The following is a 17793-nucleotide window of genomic DNA, read 5'->3' on the forward strand; positions in this document are numbered from 1 at the left end:
TAACGAATGAACAGTAAAAGACAAACGATTTGGTTGGTGTCGATGCTCAGTTTGATGGTAGTCCTGTCTGCTTATTATCTGTTTACCGAGGACTCCGGGACGTCGAAGACGCCGGTCGCCGACAGCCAGCAGGTGGACAGCAAAACCGACAAAGACGCCAAGACGACGGCCTCGGCCGGCAGCAAAGACAACGGGGTTGTCGTAGACGAAGTCGTGACATCGGGCCAATCGGGTGACAAGACCGCGGATGCGGGTAAGGCCGACGGTTCCGCCACTAAGGATACAGCCCAGGATACGTCGAAGGAAGACGCGGCTAAGGATGCGACGAAGGATACCGCAGCTGCTGGCAGCACGGCCGATAAGGACGCCGCAGCCAAAGACACAGCCAAGGATACGGCTGACGCCGGACAAAAGAACGCAGCAACAACCGACAAAGCCGCGGACGATAAAACGGCATCCACAAGTAAAACGGACGCCGGCAAGACAACCGCAAGCACGGAAAAAACGGACGATGAGATCCTGAAGGAAGTGGCTTCCCAGGCTTCGACAGGCAGCAGCATGCTCGAATCTCTTCAATGGCAGCGGTCGCAGACGAATGCTCAAAAAACAAACGACCTGATGGCGGCGATCAATGACATGAGCAAGGACAGCGAAGCTTCGGCCAAGGCGAGCCAGGAACTGCAGGCACTCGAAAACAAAGAGACGATCATCGAAAGCATCGAGGAAGAGCTGGAGCAAAAATTCTCCTTTGCTAACGCATTCGTGAAGGAAAATGACGACAAGTACCAAGTGCTCGTCCTGAGCGACAAAATGGATGCCAAGCAGGCAGCGGGCATCGTTCAGCTGGTGATGAAAGAGCTGAAAGTGACCCAGGACAAAGTCAGCGTGAAAGTCGTCTCCGAGTAAAATGGCGGAAAAACAGAAATATCGTCGAAAGAGTCCGGGACAACCCAGGACTCTTTCCATTTCTTCCGATTATGTTATAATACTTATCGTTATGTGTATGAATTGTCCGAAGCCACGGCTTCCATGCAGCTGAAGGAGTGAATTGCGAATGTTTAAATTGAACGAGATAAAAGAATTGATTAAGCTGGTCGATGAGACCTCCGTACATGAACTTGAACTTGAATCAGAAGGAGCACGCCTTTCCATCCGCAAGCCGGGCAAAACCGAAGTGGTTAGCGTTCAGGCTGCGCCTCAATTTGTACAGGCCCCTGCCGCACAGCAGGCTCCGCAATACGTACAGGCACCCGCCGACAATGCGCAGGCCCCTGCAGCAGGACAGGCAGCAGCACCGGATGCGGCTTCTTCCTCACTACATAAAATCGTCTCCCCGATGGTAGGAACGTTCTACAAAGCCTCTTCTCCGGACGCCGCGCCGTTTGTCAGCGTCGGTGACCGCGTTGACGAGAAAACGACGGTTTGCATTATTGAAGCGATGAAGCTGATGAATGAGCTCGAAGCAGAAGTAAAAGGCACCATCGTCGAGATTCTTGCGGAGAACGGACAACTGGTGGAATTCGGGCAGCCTCTGTTTCTGGTGAAGTCGGAATAGGCACCGCACAATGGAGGAGGTTACTTGCATGAAATTTCAAAAAATTCTGATTGCCAACCGCGGTGAAATCGCAGTCCGGATTATCCGGGCCTGCCGCGAGCTCGGCATTTCCACCGTTGCGGTTTATTCGGAGGCCGACAAGGAGGCGCTGCACGTCCGTTTGGCGGACGAGGCATACTGTATCGGCCCTACGCTTTCGAAAGACAGTTACCTGAATTTCACCAACATTATGAGCGTCGCCACGTTGACGGAATGCGACGCCGTTCATCCGGGATACGGATTTCTCGCCGAGAATGCCGATTTCGCGGAAATCTGCGAGTCCTGCAACATTACCTTTATCGGACCTTCGGCCGACGCCATCAACAAGATGGGCGACAAAGCGGTTGCGAAGCAGACGATGAAGAGCGCCGGCGTACCGGTCATTCCGGGTTCTGACGGCCTGGTTGAGGATCTGGATGAGGCGGTAATGATCGGCCGGGACATCGGCTACCCATTGATCATCAAAGCGACGGCCGGCGGCGGCGGAAAAGGAATCCGTATCGCTGAGGACGAGCAGGCGCTGATTAAGCAAATCACGGCGGCACAGCAGGAAGCCCAAAAGGCGTTTGGCAATGCCGGCGTTTATCTGGAGAAATTTTTGACCGGCATGAAGCACGTTGAGATTCAAGTGATTGCCGACAACCACGGCAACGTCGTTCACCTGGGCGAACGCGACTGCTCCGTGCAGCGCCGCCGCCAGAAACTGATCGAAGAAGCGCCTTGTCCGGTGCTGTCCCCCGACATTCGTCAGCGGATGGGTGAAGCCGCAGTCCGCGCCGCCCTTGCCGTTAACTACTCGGGTGCGGGTACGCTCGAGTTTCTGCTCGGCAACGACGGCCAGTTCTACTTCATGGAAATGAATACCCGCATTCAGGTGGAGCATCCGGTTACGGAAATGGTCACCAATGTGGATTTGATCAAAGAAATGATTTCGGTCGCGGAAGGTCACCCATTGTCGTTTACGCAGAAAGACGTTCAAATTAACGGCTGGTCGATCGAATGCCGCGTCAACGCGGAAGATCCGGACCGCAACTTTATGCCGGCTCCGGGCAAAATCCAATTTTACCTGCCACCGGGCGGTCCTGGTGTACGGGTGGACAGCGCGGCCTATCCGGGCTACAGCATTCCTCCGTTCTACGATTCCATGATCGCGAAGCTGATCGTATGGGCGCCGACGCGTCAGGAGGCGATTGCCAAGATGAAGCGGGCACTGTCCGAATTCGTCATCGAGGGCGTGCACACCACCATTCCGTTCCATCAGAAGCTGATGGAGCATCCGGTGTTCAACCGCGGTGATTTTGACATCAAGTTTTTGGAGGAAAACGAAATCTGACGCCTGCTTCGGATTGTTTGTCATAAAGTTCCCCAAATGGTATAGTATGAATGATTAGGGGCAATCCTGCTTTCGTCTGAAGCGGTTTTATATATTATCTGAAAGGTGTGTTGATTCAGGGATGAGCACATTACCGAGTGAATTTGAACGTACGGACATCGGTGAAATTCAAATAGCACCTGAAGTGATTGAAGTGATCGCGGGTCTGGCTACGGTGGAAGTGAAGGGCGTCGCCGGCATGAGCGGCGGATTTGCCGGAGGCATCGCCGAGCTGCTTGGCCGCAAAAATTTGTCCAAAGGCGTGAAGGTGGAAGTCGGCCAGCGCGAAGCGGCTGTGGACGTCTCGGTTATTATCGAGTACGGAAACCGCCTGCCGGAAGTGGCGACGGAAATCCAGCGCAATGTCAAACGCTCCATCGAAATGATGACAGGCCTTACGGTCATTGAAGTCAATGTGCATATCCATGATGTTTACTTCAAAAACGCGGAAAGAGCCGAAGACGTTGATTACAGTCAGCGCGTAAAATAAAGGATTCAATTGGTCACCATAACCCCCGACAACCGAAATGTCGAGGGTTTACTCTAATTTAAGGAGGCTGTGCTGTTCGTGGCTAAGATACTGGACAGACTTCTGCTGTTTATTTACAGCTTGAGTATCGGAGTAATATGTGTATTTGCCATCCTCCTCATGAGTGATTTGGTTCCGTCTCCGGATGAACTGCTGAACACAGCCGAGCTTCAGCTGACGGTCATCGTGGCGGCGGTGATCCTCTTTTTACTCAGTATCCGCTTCTTCTATATCTCGATTCGCCCGGACAGAACGCATGTCCACTCCATTGATCAGAGGACCGAATTCGGCGACATTCAGATCTCGGTGGAGACGATCGAGAACCTGTGCCTCAAGGCGGCTTCGCGGGTGCGGGGCGTCAAGGACCTGAAGGCCAGGATCCATGTGACGGAAGCGGGCCTTGAAATCATGATTCGCGCCGTCGTTGACGGCGATGTGTCCATCCCGGCCATGACCACCGACGTGCAGAAGCAGGTTCATGATCACCTTCAGGAAACGACAGGCATTCCGGTCTCTAACGTGGCGGTATATATAGCGAATGTGGCCCATGCACCAGTGATCAAGAGTAGAGTGGAATAGAGGTGAATTCTCCGAGTGATCTGGAAAGAAATTTGGGAGAGTCACAAAGGACGGATTACCGGTATTGCCGGCGGTATTTTTTTCGGTTTTATTTATTTGTTTGCGGGTTTTTGGGATATGTTGTTCTTTGCATTGGTAGTGTTCATAGGATATTCTGCCGGCAAAAGGAAGGATCTTCGGATGGATTCCTTTTTCCGCTGGCGGGAAATGGGTCAGTGGCTCTCCGAGCGCTGGCGCCCGTTCAAATGAACCCGTGATATGCCTTTCTCCGGAAAAAGAGCTGCAGCTTCTTGAAGCCCATATTCTGGAGATTGACATGCTCACGGTTTTTTTTGTGTAAATTACGATGTTTTTATTCCCGCGGTGACCCATAATAAGGACAAGAGGAAATTTCAAGGTTCTAGGAGGAACATGATGAAAAGACGTGTAGCCAGGGAGCTGGTCGTTCAGTGCCTGTATCAGATGGAAATGAACGAAGCAACAAGCGAAGAAGCGCTGGAAATGCTGCTGGAGGATGCCGCCGAGGAAAATGATACCGAGCGGACCATCACCGATGAAGCGGAATTGAAGGAATTTGTGCTGGGGCTCGTAAACGGCATTTGGGGCAGCAAAAAAGCGGTGGACGACCTGCTGGAAAATTATTTGAAGGGCTGGCAAATGAGCCGCCTCTCCAAGGTGGACCGCCAAATCCTCCGCCTCGCCGCCTATGAAATGCTGTATCGCGACGATGTGCCGGCCAAGGTTGCCGTCAATGAGGCGATCGAGCTGGCCAAGCATTTCGGAACCGAGGATTCGGGCAAGTTTGTCAACGGAGTTCTGGGGAACATGATCCGCGAGCTGGATCAATTGAAGTCATAGTCTTGCATAAGGACGCTTCGCCGTCCGCTTTGCCAATCTAAAACATAGGGGAGAGAGAGCGACATGACAGCATCTATTATCAATGGAAAACAGGTTTCTGAGGATATCCGGACCGGAATTGCCGACGAAGTCAAGGAGCTGGCCGCCAAAGGCGTCACTCCAGGGCTTGCCGTCGTGCTGGTAGGAGAAGACCCGGCTTCCCAGGTTTATGTGCGAAACAAGGAAAAAGCGTGCCACGACCTTGGATACTATTCGGAGGTTCATCGGCTTCCGGCCTCGACGACTCAGGAAGATTTGCTTGCATTGGTGGACAAGCTGAACAAGCAGGACACCATTGACGGCATCCTCGTCCAGCTGCCGCTTCCCGGACATATTGACGAGAAGGCGGTCATTAACGCAATCGCGGTAGACAAGGACGTTGACGGATTCCATCCGGTAAACGTCGGCAACCTGGTCATCGGAGATGACAGCCTTCTTCCATGCACGCCGGCAGGCGTCATCGCGCTGATCAAGCGTGCGGGTGTAGAGCTGGCCGGTAAGCATGCCGTCGTCATCGGCCGCAGCAATATCGTAGGCAAGCCGGTTTCGCTGCTGCTTCAGCGCGAGAACGCGACCGTGACGATGTGCCACTCCCGGACGATCGGCATGGCGGACATTGCGCGTCAGGCCGACATCCTGGTCGTTGCGATCGGTCGGGCCAATTTCATCGATGCGAGCTTCGTCAAACCGGGTGCGGTCGTCATCGACGTGGGCATGAACCGGCTGGAGAACGGCAAGCTGGCCGGCGACGTGGATTTCGAAAGCGTTAAGGAAGTATCGGGCCCGATCACGCCAGTGCCTGGCGGCGTAGGACCGATGACGATTACGATGCTGATGCAGAACACCCTGATCGCGGCCAAACGCCACCACGGATTGGCATAACGGAGCGGATGCCATGGAGCCGCAGCGTATTTTTTCAATCAAGGACTTGAACCGTTATATCCGGATGAAGATGGACTCGGACAGCCTGCTGTCCGACGTCTGGATCCGGGGTGAAATATCGAATTTTACCCACCATTCCAGCGGGCATATGTATTTCACGCTCAAGGATGAAGGGAGCCGCATCAAAGCGATTATGTTTGCCTCCCACAACCAGCGGCTGCCGTTTCGACCTAAGGAAGGCTCAAGGGTCATCGCTAGAGGGAATGTTACGGTATACGAGCGGGATGGGCAGTACCAATTTTATGCCACCCAAATGCAGCCCGACGGGATCGGCAGCCTGTATTTGGCTTACGAGCAGCTTAAGGAAAAGCTGGAGAACGAAGGGCTGTTTGCTGCAGACCGCAAGCGGCCGATTCCGGAGTTTCCGGAGACGATCGGCGTCATCACGTCGCCGACCGGTGCGGCCGTACGCGATATTATGACGACGCTTGAGCGGCGTTACCCGCGGGCGCGGATCATTCTCGCCCCTGTCCTGGTCCAGGGAAAAGGGGCCGCTCCCTCGATCGTGAAGGCCATTCGCACGATGAACGAGCTGGATGAAGCGGACGTGCTGATCGTCGGCCGCGGCGGCGGCTCACTGGAGGAGCTGTGGGCCTTTAACGAAGAAATGGTCGCGCGGGCGATCCGCGCCTCGCATATTCCGGTCATTTCGGCCGTCGGGCATGAAACCGACTTTACGATCGCAGACTTCGCCGCAGACCTGAGAGCGGCGACTCCGACCGCGGCCGCGGAACTGGCCGTGCCGCATGCAGGCGAGCTGAAGGCGCGGCTGCAGCAGCGGGAACGGCTGCTGCTCCAGCTGCTTCAGCAGCGGGTGAAGCGCAGCCGCCAGCAGCTGGCGTCCCTGCAGCGCTCGCCCGTGCTGCTGCATCCGCGGCGCTACATGCTGCAGCATGCGGAGCGCCTGGACATGCTGCGCCAGCGGCTGAGCGGCAACCTGCGTTCCCGGGTTCAGCTGAACCGGGAAAAGAGAAGCCGCATGTACCATGCGCTGATGCGGTACAATCCGCAGGAGCAGCTGACAGGGGCCCGGAGCCGCAACGATGCGGCGCGCCGGCAGCTGCTTCAGTCGATGCAGAACATACTGAAAGACAAGAAATCCCAGCTTACTTCCGGCGTGCGCCATCTGGACGCCCTCAGTCCGCTGAAGGTTATGGCCCGCGGCTACAGCCTCGTTTATGACGAGCAGGAAAAGCGTTTAATTAAATCGATTCATGAGGTACAGCCTGGCGACGTGGTCCAGATCAAAGTGAACGACGGCCAGTTATCCTGCCAGGTATGGGAACTGAAGGAGGATGCACAGGAACATGGGGAATGAAAAAGAGCTCAGCTTTGAGGACGCAATGATTCAGCTTGAGGATATCGTCGGAGAACTGGAGCACGGCGACGTTCCGCTCGAAAAGGCGATCGAGCTGTTCCAGCAGGGAATGAAGCTCTCCCAGCTGTGCGGGCAGAAGCTCGAACAGGTGGAACGGAAAATCGAGATGATCGTTGAAGAGGATGGGGAGCTTCGCAAGAAGCCGTTCGGCGGCGGACAGCTCGATCAGAGCGGCGGTGAAGTTTTTGAGTGACCGGGTTTCGTTCCAGGAATACATGCAGCAGATTTCCGAGAAAGTAACCGCCTCGTTGGAGGACAGCCTGCCTCATCATTGGCAGGTTCCTTCTTCATTAAAGGAATCCATGACGTATTCCTTGATGGCCGGAGGAAAGCGGCTCCGTCCGCTGCTGGTGATTGCGGCCTGCGAAGCGCTCGGAGGCAATGGGGAGGCGGCCCTTGATGCGGCATGCGCCGTTGAAATGGTGCATACCTACTCGCTCATTCATGATGATTTGCCGGCTATGGATAATGATGACTACCGCCGGGGCAAACTGACCAATCATAAAGTATATGGCGAAGCTACCGCCATTCTGGCCGGAGACGCCCTGCTGACGCATGCCTTTTATACGATCGCCCGAATCTCGGCGAAGCATGGCATTGATGCGGCCCCGATTCTGGCCATTGTGCAGGACCTTGCGGAGATGGCCGGTCCAAGAGGCATGGTTGGCGGACAGGCGGCCGATATGGAAGGGGAGCAGGGAGTCACGGATCTGGAGCATCTTCAGTATATCCACCAGCACAAGACGGGCGATCTGATTATTTTTTCCCTCCTTGCCGGCGGACGGATTGCCGGAGGCTCAGAGCGCGAGCTGGAAGCGCTGCGTACGTTTGGCAGCCGCCTGGGGCTCGCCTTTCAAATTCAGGACGATATCCTGGACCTGGTTGGAGACGAGGCAAAACTGGGTAAGAAGACACAGAGCGACATCAAGCAGGAGAAGGTGACATATCCTTATTTTATCGGTCTGGAAGCTTCGCAGCAGCAGGTCGAGTCCTTGACCCGTGAAGCCAAAGCGGCTGTCTTGAACGCCGGTTTTCAGGATCCGGAGCGCCTGCTGGAGATTGCCGATTATTTAATGCACAGAGACCATTAGAGCATGATGCTTTATGTATGATGGGCATTTTATGATATAATGGCGAAAAGAATCTAATCATGGAAGAATGTCATGGATAAACATATCACTAATTACGAAGGAAAGCGGGGAGATTGCCGTGCTGCTTCCACAAATTAACGAGCCAGGACAATTGAAATCACTATCGGTTGACGAGCTCACTTCTCTGGCGGCCGAAATCCGTCAATTTCTGATTGAGAAGCTGTCGGTCACCGGGGGGCATCTCGCATCAAATCTGGGAGTGGTGGAACTCACGCTGGCCCTGCACTATTGCTACAACAGCCCGCGCGATAAATTTATTTTTGATGTAGGACATCAGGCCTACGTTCACAAGATGCTGACGGGCCGTATGGATCAGTTCGACACACTGCGGAAATACAAGGGGATGTGCGGCTTTGTCAAACGCAGCGAAAGCGAGCATGACGTCTGGGAAGCCGGGCACAGCAGCACCTCATTGTCCGCGGCGATCGGCATGGCCGTTGCCCGGGACTTAAAAGGGGAAAACAACAAAGTGATCGCCATGATCGGGGACGGTGCGCTTACCGGCGGCATGGCTTTCGAAGCTTTGAACCATATCGGACATGAACAGAAGGACCTGATGGTCATTCTGAACGACAACGAAATGTCGATTGCGCCGAACGTCGGCGCCATGCATAACTATTTGAGCAAAATCCGCTCGGACCGCCATTATTTGCGTGCAAAAGACGAGCTTGAGATGATGCTGAAGAAGATTCCTGCGATCGGGGGCATGCTGGCCAAGACCGGATCCAGGCTGAAGGAAAGCCTCAAATATATGATGGTACCCGGCGTGCTGTTCGAAGAGCTGGGCTTAACTTATCTCGGACCGGTGGACGGCCATGATATCCACAAGCTGATCGAAACGTTCAAGCAGGCCGACAACGTGCGCGGACCGGTATTCGTGCATGTGCTTACCACCAAAGGCAAAGGATATAAACCCGCAGAAGCGGATTCATATAAATGGCATGGGGCATCTCCATACAAAATCGAAACGGGCCAGGTGCTTAAATCGGTAGGAAATCCGATGTACACCGACGTATTCGGCAAGACGCTGATCGAGCTTGGCGAGCAGGATCCGCGTCTGATTGCGGTAACTCCTGCAATGCCAAGCGGTTCCGGTCTCATTCCGTTCAGCGAACGGTTTCCGGACCGCATGATCGACGTCGGCATTGCGGAGCAGCACGCGGCGACGATGTGCGCCGCGTTGGCGATGGAGGGCATGAAGCCGGTGTTCGCCGTCTATTCCACGTTCATGCAGCGTGCGTATGACCAGATCGTTCACGATATTTGCCGCCACAACGCCAACGTCATGTTCGCCATCGACCGGGCAGGTTTCGTTGGAGCCGACGGCGAGACGCATCAGGGTGTGTTTGACATCGCGTTTATGCGCCACATTCCGAACATGGTCATGATGATGCCGAAGGATGAAAACGAGCTGAGACATATGATGAAAACCGCCCTGGAGTATAACGACGGACCGATTGCTTACCGCTACCCGCGGATCAACGGCCTGGGGGTTCATCTGGACGAGGAGCTTGTGCCGATTCCGATCGGCAAATGGGAAACCGTCCGTGAAGGCGAAGGATACGCCGTGTTGGCCTGCGGCCCGATGGTTCAGGTTGCGCTTGAGGCAGCAGACCAGCTGAAACGGGAAGGCATTCACCTGCAGGTGGTCAACGCCCGGTTCATGAAGCCGCTGGATGAAGAAATGCTGCTGGAGCTTGCCGAGAATGGCACGAATATGGTGGTGCTCGAGGAAGCCAGCGAAGCGGGCAGCTTGGGCAGCGCCGTACTGGAGTTTTATGCTTCGAAGCATATATTTGACACGAAAGTGTCCTTGATGGGTGTACCCGACCGCTTTATCGAGCATGGCAGCGTGAAGGAGCAGCGGGAGGAGACCGGTCTTACGGCAGCAGGAGTAGTCGGCGAGATCAAGAAGCTGATGTCCCTGCATCCTTACGAGATCGGCAAAACCCAGTTTCCTTCCTAATGGACGCCGAAATCGCCGTGCAGTCAGGAGATAACGATGAATTTGCCTAAAGAACGAATCGATGTCCTGCTCGTTGAGCAGGGCTTTTACGAGAGCCGGGAAAAAGCCAAGGCGGCGATTATGGCCGGGCTGGTCTTAGCTGCAGACGAACCGGTCGAAAAGGCGGGGACGAAAATTCCGCGCGATACGCCGCTTAGGGTCAAGGGAGCGGTGCATCCGTATGTCAGCCGCGGCGGTTTGAAGCTGGAGAAGGCGCTCCGCACCTTCGGGATCGATCTGACCGGCAGAACGATGCTGGATATCGGGTCTTCGACCGGCGGCTTTACCGATTGCGCGCTTCAGAACGGAGCCGGCTATGTGTACGCCATTGATGTCGGGTACAATCAGCTGGATTGGTCGCTGCGAAACGACGAGCGGGTGTGCGTGATGGAACGGACCAACTTCCGTTACATGACGCCCGAGGATCTGAAAGGCCCTTCCCCGGATTTTGCCAGCATCGATGTATCCTTCATTTCGCTGCGCATCATCCTGCCCCCGCTGATGGCGCTCCTGAACAAACCGGCCGACGTGGCTGCGCTGATTAAGCCGCAGTTTGAAGCCGGCAGGGAGAAGGTCGGGAAGTCCGGCGTCGTCCGGGAACCTGAAGTTCACCGCGAGGTGCTGATGAACGTGCTGTCTTTTGCCGCGGAGTTAGGCTTCATTCTAAAAGGACTAACGTTTTCGCCGATCACCGGCGGTGAAGGAAATATCGAATTTCTCGCTCATTGGCATGTGCCCGCGAGCCCATCGGATACAGCGGGACAACCTGTAGCCGAAGAAGAACTGCAGGCTTTGGTTTCTGATGTAGTTGCGCAGGCACGCCATACGTTTACAGGGAACTCATCCAAGGGATGAGTTCTTTTTGTAGGGACGGTCATCATTCTGCTGAAACAAAAACTTTGGAATAACGATTGATGAGAACGTTTGTTTGGGTTATAATGAGCTTGTTTATATGCGTTTATACATTCGAAAAACGGATTTTTATACATTTAAAAAAGGGATTCTTCCGCATTTCCGCGAATACCAAGGCGAGGTGATGAGGATGGAGGGACGTGCAGACTTGCTGGTCATGGTGCTGATCGGCGTGCTCTTGATCATTTGGATCGCGTACGGTCTGAGATCATGGCTGTTTAACCCTCTGCCTGCCCGCGTACCGGAAATGCCGATTAACGAACAGATACATGACCATCCCGCGGTAGATCTGCTGGAGGAGGCAGGCTATGAAGTGATCGGCGGCAAAATCAAGATCCCGCTGCTGTTTGAGGCGGACGGGGAGGAATATCACAGCCGCCTGTTTATCGATTATGTCGTGAAGGACGATGACGAGGTATTGTACCTTGTAAAAGTCGCCAGAAGGCGTCTGCCCCTGGAATGGACCGGATCCGGTCTGCGCGACCGTCTGCTGCCCTATTTTTTGCTGTATCCGGGCTCAGGCGGCGTGCTCTTCGTCGATGCCGACGAAGGGGAAATCCGGCGTATTCATTTTGATTGGGATGAAGAGGACTGGAATGGTTATGATGATTAAATATGAGCAACTAACATTTGGGAGGCCACTATGAAAGGACAACGCCATATCAAAATACGCGAGATTATCACCCAGCAGGAGATCGAGACACAGGACGAGCTGGTGGAGGCTCTGCGTGAAGCGGGTTTTCAGGTGACACAGGCAACCGTGTCCAGGGACATCAAAGAACTGCTGCTGATCAAGGTGCCGATGGATGACGGCAGGTATAAATATTCACTGCCGACGGATCAGCGCTACAATCCGGTTCAGAAGCTTAAGCGCGCGCTGGTGGACAATTTCGTGCACATCGATTACACGAACAACCTGGTCGTCATGAAGTGCCTGCCGGGAACGGCCAATGCCGTTGCCGTCTTACTGGATAACATGGAATGGAACGAAATCATGGGAACGATCTGCGGCGATGACACGGCGCTGATCATTTGCCGGACGAATGAGGACAGCGAGCGGCTGGTCCAGATGATCAACAGCTTTATTTCATAGTATAAATTATAGATTTGCCTTAGCGGAGGTGCGCTTTTTATCATGCTTTTAACATTGAGTATCCGAAACTTGGCGGTCGTCGAATCCGTCGACGTCCATTTTCATCCCGGCTTTCACGTGCTGACCGGGGAGACTGGTGCCGGGAAATCCATCATTATCGATGCTTTGGGGCTGATTGCCGGAGGAAGAGGCTCGGCGGACTTGATCCGCTACGGCTGCGACAAGGCGGAGATTGAAGCGATGTTCGAGCTGCAGGAAGGCCATCCCGTGTGGGAAGCCTTGGCCAAGATCGGTGTCGGAGGAAGTCATGAAGAGCATTTAATCATCCGCAGGGAGCTGACGTCCCAGGGCAAGAGCACGTCAAGAATCAACGGGCAGCTCGTTAATTTGACGATGCTGCGGGAAGTCGGCGAGCAGCTGGTCAACATACATGGCCAGCATGAGCATCAGAACCTGTTGCGCGCAGACAGGCATCTCAACTTGCTGGATACTTACGGGGATACGCTAATCGGACCGATCAAACGGGAATATCAGGAACGGTATACGGCGTTCTCCAAAGTGGAGAAGGAGCTCCGGGAGCTGATGGAGTCCAGCCAGAAAGCGTATCAGATGCTCGATCTCTATCGTTTCCAGCTGGAAGAAATCTCAGCCGCTTCATTAAAATCCGGAGAAGATGAATGGCTGGGCGAAGAAAGGGTCAAGCTATCCCATAGCGAGAAAATGATGGATGCGGTATCGGGATCCTATGAGCTGCTGAACGGGCATCAGGGAATCAGTGTGATCAGCACGGCTATTTCCCGTCTGGAAGACGTTATGAAGTATGATGAGAAGGGTCTGAGGCCGGTCATCGAGCAGCTGCAGTCCGCCTTTTATCAGCTGGAGGACGCTGCCTTTCAGCTCCGGGATTACCGGGATCAGGTGGAGTTTAACCCTGAGCGGCTCGAAGAGGTGGAGCAGCGTTTGGATCTCATCTCCACACTCCGCCGTAAATACGGGGACAGCGTGGAGCAGATTCTGGCCTATTACGAGTCGATCCTGCAGGAAACGAGCCTGCTGGAGAACAAGGATGAGCGTCTGGAGCAGCTGAAATCCCAAAGGGAAGGACTGCTGAACGGACTGGTTGAATCCGCGCTGGAGCTAAGCGAAGCAAGGCAGCAGTGTGCTGCAGATCTCGCCCGACAGGTCGAGGCCGAGCTCAAGGACCTTCACATGGAACGAACGTCGCTGGAAGTCCGTCTGGAGCGGCTTGATGATCCGCGGGGGATCGAGGTCGACGGCCGGAAAATCCGGCTCACCAGACAGGGGCTTGATACCGCTGAGTTTATGATATCCCCGAATCCGGGCGAGCCGCTGCGGCCGCTCAGTAAGATCGCGTCAGGCGGTGAGTTATCCCGGATGATGCTGGCGATGAAGAGCATCTTTGCCCGCCATGACCGCATTCCGGTCCTGATCTTTGACGAAGTGGACACGGGGGTCAGCGGAAGAGCGGCACAATCCATCGCCGAGAAGCTGAACAAGCTGGCTGAGACCTGCCAGGTGTTTTCGATTACCCATCTTCCGCAAGTGGCCTGCATGGCGGATCATCAGTATTTAATCGAAAAGAATGTGGATGAAGGACGTACAATGACGCGTGTGGAAGAGCTCTCGACGAAGGGCCGGGTTGAAGAACTGGCCCGGATGCTCGGCGGGGTGGAAATTACGAAGAAAACGCTCCATCATGCCCAAGAAATGCTGAAGCTGGCGGACGAGCGGAAAGCCGTCAAATCCGCACCAGAGTAATGATTGACAGTAATAAAAGCCTAGGGGCGGGGTAATCTTAAAGGTACGCAATTGGCGACCACCTTTCGTCAAGCGAAAGAAGCAAAAGGGAGCGTGACAGCCATTGAACTCCAGCCTCAGGAATAAAATGCTCGGTCTTTTCATTGTCTTCTTTCTTTGTTTTTTAGGAACAACAGAGCCGGTACAAAGCCTGGCCGCCATCCCGAATGAAATCAGGATGTTTGCGGGAACGGCACAAGCGCTCTCCATGCCGGTGACGGCCCAAGCTACCGTCGACCGTCCGGGCGTTCTGCATCTCAACGGTTCCGCCGTCACCGCCAAGGTGACTCCAGGACGTCCATTGCAGCTGACGCCGCAGCACAGCGGAATGGCGAAAGTAACCTTGAAATTATTCGGAACCATCCCTTTTAAAACCGTTCAGATCCATGTCGTACCCGGACTCAAGGTTATACCGGGAGGACAAACCATTGGAGTGAAGGTGAAATCGGCGGGCATTTTGGTCGTTGGGCATCACCTGGTCAGCGTAGATGCCGATACAAAGGTGTCCCCTGGTGAGAATGCCGGAATCCAGCTGGGTGATTTAATGACCCACATGAACGGGATTCCGATGGACGATGTCGCAAAAGTTGCCAAAGTAGTCGAAGAGGCGGGCAAAAGCAAGCGACCGGTCGAAATCAAATTCAAACGCGGAAACAAAGAGATGAGCACGAAGCTGTCCCCCGCCTATGACCTGGAAGACAGGGTGTGGCGATTAGGACTGTATATTCGCGACTCAGCCGCAGGCGTCGGAACGTTAACCTTCTATGCTCCCGATCAAGGCGTTTATGGGGCACTGGGCCATGTTATTACGGATATGAACACGCAAACGCCGATTTCCGTCGGCAGCGGTGAAATTTTGCAGTCCAGCGTAACCTCGATATCCAAGAGCCAAGATGGCGAACCTGGCGAGAAGAGAGCGCATTTTCTCAAGGAAAGTAAAATCCTCGGTAATATTGAGCGCAACACGCATTTCGGAATCTTCGGCAAGATGAATCAGAATCCGGATCACAGCTTGTATAAAGAAGGCATCCCGGTAGCATTCGCCCAGGAGGTTAAAGAAGGCCCGGCCGAAATTTTGACTGTGGTGGATGGGCAGCAGGTCGAACGGTTCAAGGTCAATATTGTCCATGTGGCGAAGCAGGAATCACCGGCCACCAAAGGGCTGGTCATCCGAATTACCGATCCGCGGCTGCTGGAGAAGACCGGGGGCATCGTCCAAGGGATGAGTGGAAGCCCAATCGTGCAGGACGGCAAATTGGTCGGAGCGGTGACCCACGTGTTCGTTAACGATCCGCGGTCAGGTTACGGTTGCTTCATCGAGTGGATGCTTCAGGATTCCGGAGTTCTCCCTCAATCGAAAAGTACTCAAAAAAGTCTTAAGGCCGTGTAGCCTTAAGACTTTTTGTCGTTTCATCGCGAAATAGTTAGAATAATGGATGAAAATATTAATTATAATTCAACAAGGTAAAAAAATAAACAAAAATAATTTTCGACAGAAGGAATTTAATGTTGGGTGTCGAAAACTTATCTCTGCAGAAAAATAAGGGAAAACGATTCTAAGGAGGAAGCAGCCAGTGCAAAAAATAGAGGTATTGTTGGCGGATGACAACCGGGAATTCACGAATTTGCTTGCGGAATATATTACCGAGCAAGACGATATGATGGTTACGGGAATCGCCTATAATGGCGAGGAAGTGCTAAATATGATCAGTGAATCGAGAAAAATACCGGACGTACTGATTTTGGACATTATTATGCCGCACCTGGACGGATTGGGCGTTCTCGAAAGACTACGCGAGATGAATCTGTCCTCGCAGCCTAAAATCATTATGCTGACTGCTTTCGGCCAGGAGAACATCACCCAAAGAGCGGTACAACTCGGTGCTTCATACTACATTCTTAAGCCGTTTGACATGGAGGTTCTAGCCAGCCGTATTCGTCAGCTCGTGGGGCAGCAGCATATCACGACAGGCAATATGACGGTATCAACGACCAAGTCCAATGTGGTTCCGATGGCGAAAGGGAAAAACCTTGACGCCAATATTACGTCCATCATTCATGAGATCGGCGTTCCGGCCCATATCAAAGGTTACCAATATTTGCGCGAAGCGATCACGATGGTGTACAACAACATCGAAATCCTCGGTGCCATTACCAAAACGCTGTATCCGGCGATCGCCGAAAAATTCAAAACGACGCCATCCCGGGTCGAGCGGGCGATCCGTCATGCGATCGAAGTGGCCTGGACGCGCGGCAACATCGATTCGATCAGCCATCTGTTCGGTTACACCATCAACATCAGCAAATCGAAGCCGACCAACAGCGAGTTTATCGCGATGGTGGCCGACAAGCTGCGCATTGAGCATAAGGTGTCTTGAAAGGAATAGCATGACCCTAAAGAATACGCCATACTATGACGATGATCATAGTATGGCGTTTTTTTATTTGATGTAGATCCATCTTTTCCTGAAAAATCCGATATCCATTATTTTCATGGTGAAAAGGGTAATAATATATGGATTGAACTAAAACTATGCAGTTTCTTCGTTCATTCCATATAGTTACAAAGTTTTATCTGGATATCAAGCCTGATTAAATTTACACTTATATTATTATCAAAAATTGGAAACCTTGTTGGGCGAATACGGGAAGGAGTTTAACATTGAAAGTAAAAGGATGGATCATTGCCACCACGGCTGCGATGGTGTTGTCGGCAACGTCAATTATGGTCATGGCGAAACCGGACCCCATCAAAGTGATGCTCAACGGAACCGAGTGGGTGACTGAAGCGGCACCCGTTCACATAGATGATGAAATTATGATACCTTTGCAAACCTTCGGAAAGCTTTTTGGCAAACAAGTCACCTATGACAGCCAAAGCAACACGGTTCGTATTGATGACAAGAAACAGGTCCCCTTCGCACAATCCGACGACCAGACGATACAGATCAGCGGAGATGCCAGCGAATCGGGAACCTATGAACACTTAACGCTGAAGACTCAGACTTTCAGCCGTCACATCCCTGGGTACAATGTGGACAATCCAAGCTATGCTCCAATCATCGATAGGGCCGATTTGACGGGTGACGGCAAGAAGGATATTGTTATCATTTTAACGACAGGATATGGAACCGGCGTTTATACATCCAATCCGCTCGTGTATGCCGAAACAGCGGAACCCATACCTGTAGAGGATGCATATACGGCATTTTTAAAACAGTTCGACAGTAAAGTGACGGACAAGCAAATCGAGCTGAATATTCGCGGCGAGCGGACGGTCATCCCTATATCCAAACTGCAGTCCGGCCCTGTAAAGTACCCGCCGGGGATCGGAAGCGTTATGACGTATACCCTTGAGGGGAATACCCTGAAAGCGACTACGGCCGTGCAGGTGTCCCCCGCCGAATTTATCGGCGATTTAACCTTAAGCTACACATTTAAAAACGGTCTTCTTCAAGCAGGTGATGCTCAGTTAGCCTTGTACCCCGAGTACGGTTCGTGATAAGATAACGTTCTGGCAGTT

19 protein-coding genes are annotated in these 17793 nt (G+C 53.3%); all 19 read left to right on the forward strand.

The genetic code is table 11. From position 1 onward, the window contains the following. Positions 1-6: 6 nt before the first annotated feature. Positions 7-906: a SpoIIIAH-like family protein gene (locus ABID47_RS02530; RefSeq protein ID WP_354494822.1), complete on the forward strand. Its 900-nt coding sequence runs from the start codon at positions 7-9 to the stop codon at positions 904-906. 148 nt (positions 907-1054) lie between these two features. After that, positions 1055-1555, forward strand: coding sequence for an acetyl-CoA carboxylase biotin carboxyl carrier protein (accB, locus tag ABID47_RS02535; protein ID WP_145023806.1), 501 nt, complete (start codon positions 1055-1057; stop codon positions 1553-1555). 28 nt (positions 1556-1583) lie between these two features. Continuing rightward, the gene (gene accC, locus ABID47_RS02540; RefSeq protein ID WP_354494824.1) at positions 1584-2927 is read left to right on the forward strand and encodes an acetyl-CoA carboxylase biotin carboxylase subunit; all 1344 of its coding nucleotides are present in this window, start codon (positions 1584-1586) and stop codon (positions 2925-2927) included. A gap of 121 nt (positions 2928-3048) precedes the next feature. Beyond that, positions 3049-3456, forward strand: coding sequence for an Asp23/Gls24 family envelope stress response protein (locus tag ABID47_RS02545; protein WP_076170016.1), 408 nt, complete (start codon positions 3049-3051; stop codon positions 3454-3456). Between the two features lie 78 nt (positions 3457-3534). Continuing rightward, positions 3535-4074: an alkaline shock response membrane anchor protein AmaP gene (amaP, locus tag ABID47_RS02550; RefSeq protein WP_076170174.1), complete on the forward strand. Its 540-nt coding sequence runs from the start codon at positions 3535-3537 to the stop codon at positions 4072-4074. Between the two features lie 15 nt (positions 4075-4089). After that, a complete protein-coding gene (locus ABID47_RS02555; RefSeq protein ID WP_076170017.1) occupies positions 4090-4323 on the forward strand; it encodes a DUF2273 domain-containing protein in 234 nt (77 codons plus the stop codon). Between the two features lie 165 nt (positions 4324-4488). Next, positions 4489-4932 (forward strand): transcription antitermination factor NusB, encoded by a 444-nt coding sequence (gene nusB, locus ABID47_RS02560; protein ID WP_076170018.1) that lies wholly within the window; start codon positions 4489-4491, stop codon positions 4930-4932. Between the two features lie 63 nt (positions 4933-4995). Then, complete coding sequence (folD, locus tag ABID47_RS02565; protein WP_354494825.1) at positions 4996-5853, forward strand: bifunctional methylenetetrahydrofolate dehydrogenase/methenyltetrahydrofolate cyclohydrolase FolD; 858 nt, start codon at positions 4996-4998, stop codon at positions 5851-5853. A gap of 13 nt (positions 5854-5866) precedes the next feature. After that, positions 5867-7231, forward strand: coding sequence for an exodeoxyribonuclease VII large subunit (gene xseA / locus ABID47_RS02570; RefSeq protein WP_354494827.1), 1365 nt, complete (start codon positions 5867-5869; stop codon positions 7229-7231). Continuing rightward, entirely contained in the window at positions 7221-7484 is a 264-nt protein-coding gene (gene xseB / locus ABID47_RS02575; protein ID WP_076170021.1) for an exodeoxyribonuclease VII small subunit, read from the forward strand. The genes xseA and xseB overlap by 11 nt, the downstream gene beginning before the upstream one ends. Beyond that, positions 7456-8382, forward strand: a complete 927-nt coding sequence (locus tag ABID47_RS02580; RefSeq protein WP_181153020.1) for a polyprenyl synthetase family protein — start codon at positions 7456-7458, stop codon at positions 8380-8382. Before xseB ends, ABID47_RS02580 begins: the two co-directional genes overlap by 29 nt. A 118-nt stretch (positions 8383-8500) precedes the next feature. After that, complete coding sequence (gene dxs / locus ABID47_RS02585) at positions 8501-10408, forward strand: 1-deoxy-D-xylulose-5-phosphate synthase (protein ID WP_076170175.1); 1908 nt, start codon at positions 8501-8503, stop codon at positions 10406-10408. Positions 10409-10444: 36 nt separating this feature from the next. Then, positions 10445-11302 carry a TlyA family RNA methyltransferase gene (locus tag ABID47_RS02590; protein WP_354494828.1) on the forward strand — a complete coding sequence of 286 codons (858 nt, stop codon included), beginning with the start codon at positions 10445-10447 and terminating at the stop codon, positions 11300-11302. Between the two features lie 187 nt (positions 11303-11489). Next, positions 11490-11972 (forward strand): hypothetical protein, encoded by a 483-nt coding sequence (locus tag ABID47_RS02595; protein WP_212984379.1) that lies wholly within the window; start codon positions 11490-11492, stop codon positions 11970-11972. A 30-nt stretch (positions 11973-12002) separates the two neighbouring features. After that, positions 12003-12452 carry a transcriptional regulator AhrC/ArgR gene (ahrC, locus tag ABID47_RS02600; RefSeq protein WP_076170024.1) on the forward strand — a complete coding sequence of 150 codons (450 nt, stop codon included), beginning with the start codon at positions 12003-12005 and terminating at the stop codon, positions 12450-12452. A gap of 42 nt (positions 12453-12494) precedes the next feature. Next, on the forward strand, positions 12495-14231 hold the full coding sequence (gene recN, locus ABID47_RS02605; RefSeq protein WP_354494829.1) for a DNA repair protein RecN: 1737 nt from the start codon (positions 12495-12497) through the stop codon (positions 14229-14231). Positions 14232-14334: 103 nt separating this feature from the next. Next, on the forward strand, positions 14335-15660 hold the full coding sequence (gene spoIVB / locus ABID47_RS02610) for a SpoIVB peptidase (protein WP_354494830.1): 1326 nt from the start codon (positions 14335-14337) through the stop codon (positions 15658-15660). Between the two features lie 184 nt (positions 15661-15844). Then, positions 15845-16648: a sporulation transcription factor Spo0A gene (gene spo0A, locus ABID47_RS02615; RefSeq protein ID WP_354494832.1), complete on the forward strand. Its 804-nt coding sequence runs from the start codon at positions 15845-15847 to the stop codon at positions 16646-16648. Positions 16649-16932: 284 nt separating this feature from the next. Beyond that, the gene (locus ABID47_RS02620; RefSeq protein ID WP_354494833.1) at positions 16933-17772 is read left to right on the forward strand and encodes a stalk domain-containing protein; all 840 of its coding nucleotides are present in this window, start codon (positions 16933-16935) and stop codon (positions 17770-17772) included. The last annotated feature ends 21 nt before the right edge of the window (positions 17773-17793 follow it).

This window comes from Paenibacillus favisporus (genome assembly GCF_040545415.1).
GTDB lineage: Bacteria > Bacillota > Bacilli > Paenibacillales > Paenibacillaceae > Paenibacillus_AQ > Paenibacillus_AQ favisporus.

Bases quoted from the DNA above. Each gene is read 5' to 3' on its own strand.
- accC (WP_354494824.1), top strand. From the start codon at position 1,584: ATGAAATTTCAAAAAATTCTGATTGCCAACCGCGGTGAAATCGCAGTC.
- accB (WP_145023806.1), top strand. From the start codon at position 1,055: ATGTTTAAATTGAACGAGATAAAAGAATTGATTAAGCTGGTCGATGAG.
- ABID47_RS02545 (WP_076170016.1), top strand. From the start codon at position 3,049: ATGAGCACATTACCGAGTGAATTTGAACGTACGGACATCGGTGAAATT.
- ABID47_RS02530 (WP_354494822.1), top strand. From the start codon at position 7: ATGAACAGTAAAAGACAAACGATTTGGTTGGTGTCGATGCTCAGTTTG.
- ahrC (WP_076170024.1), top strand. From the start codon at position 12,003: ATGAAAGGACAACGCCATATCAAAATACGCGAGATTATCACCCAGCAG.
- ABID47_RS02590 (WP_354494828.1), top strand. From the start codon at position 10,445: ATGAATTTGCCTAAAGAACGAATCGATGTCCTGCTCGTTGAGCAGGGC.
- xseA (WP_354494827.1), top strand. From the start codon at position 5,867: ATGGAGCCGCAGCGTATTTTTTCAATCAAGGACTTGAACCGTTATATC.
- nusB (WP_076170018.1), top strand. From the start codon at position 4,489: ATGAAAAGACGTGTAGCCAGGGAGCTGGTCGTTCAGTGCCTGTATCAG.
- folD (WP_354494825.1), top strand. From the start codon at position 4,996: ATGACAGCATCTATTATCAATGGAAAACAGGTTTCTGAGGATATCCGG.
- ABID47_RS02595 (WP_212984379.1), top strand. From the start codon at position 11,490: ATGGAGGGACGTGCAGACTTGCTGGTCATGGTGCTGATCGGCGTGCTC.
- xseB (WP_076170021.1), top strand. From the start codon at position 7,221: ATGGGGAATGAAAAAGAGCTCAGCTTTGAGGACGCAATGATTCAGCTT.
- recN (WP_354494829.1), top strand. From the start codon at position 12,495: ATGCTTTTAACATTGAGTATCCGAAACTTGGCGGTCGTCGAATCCGTC.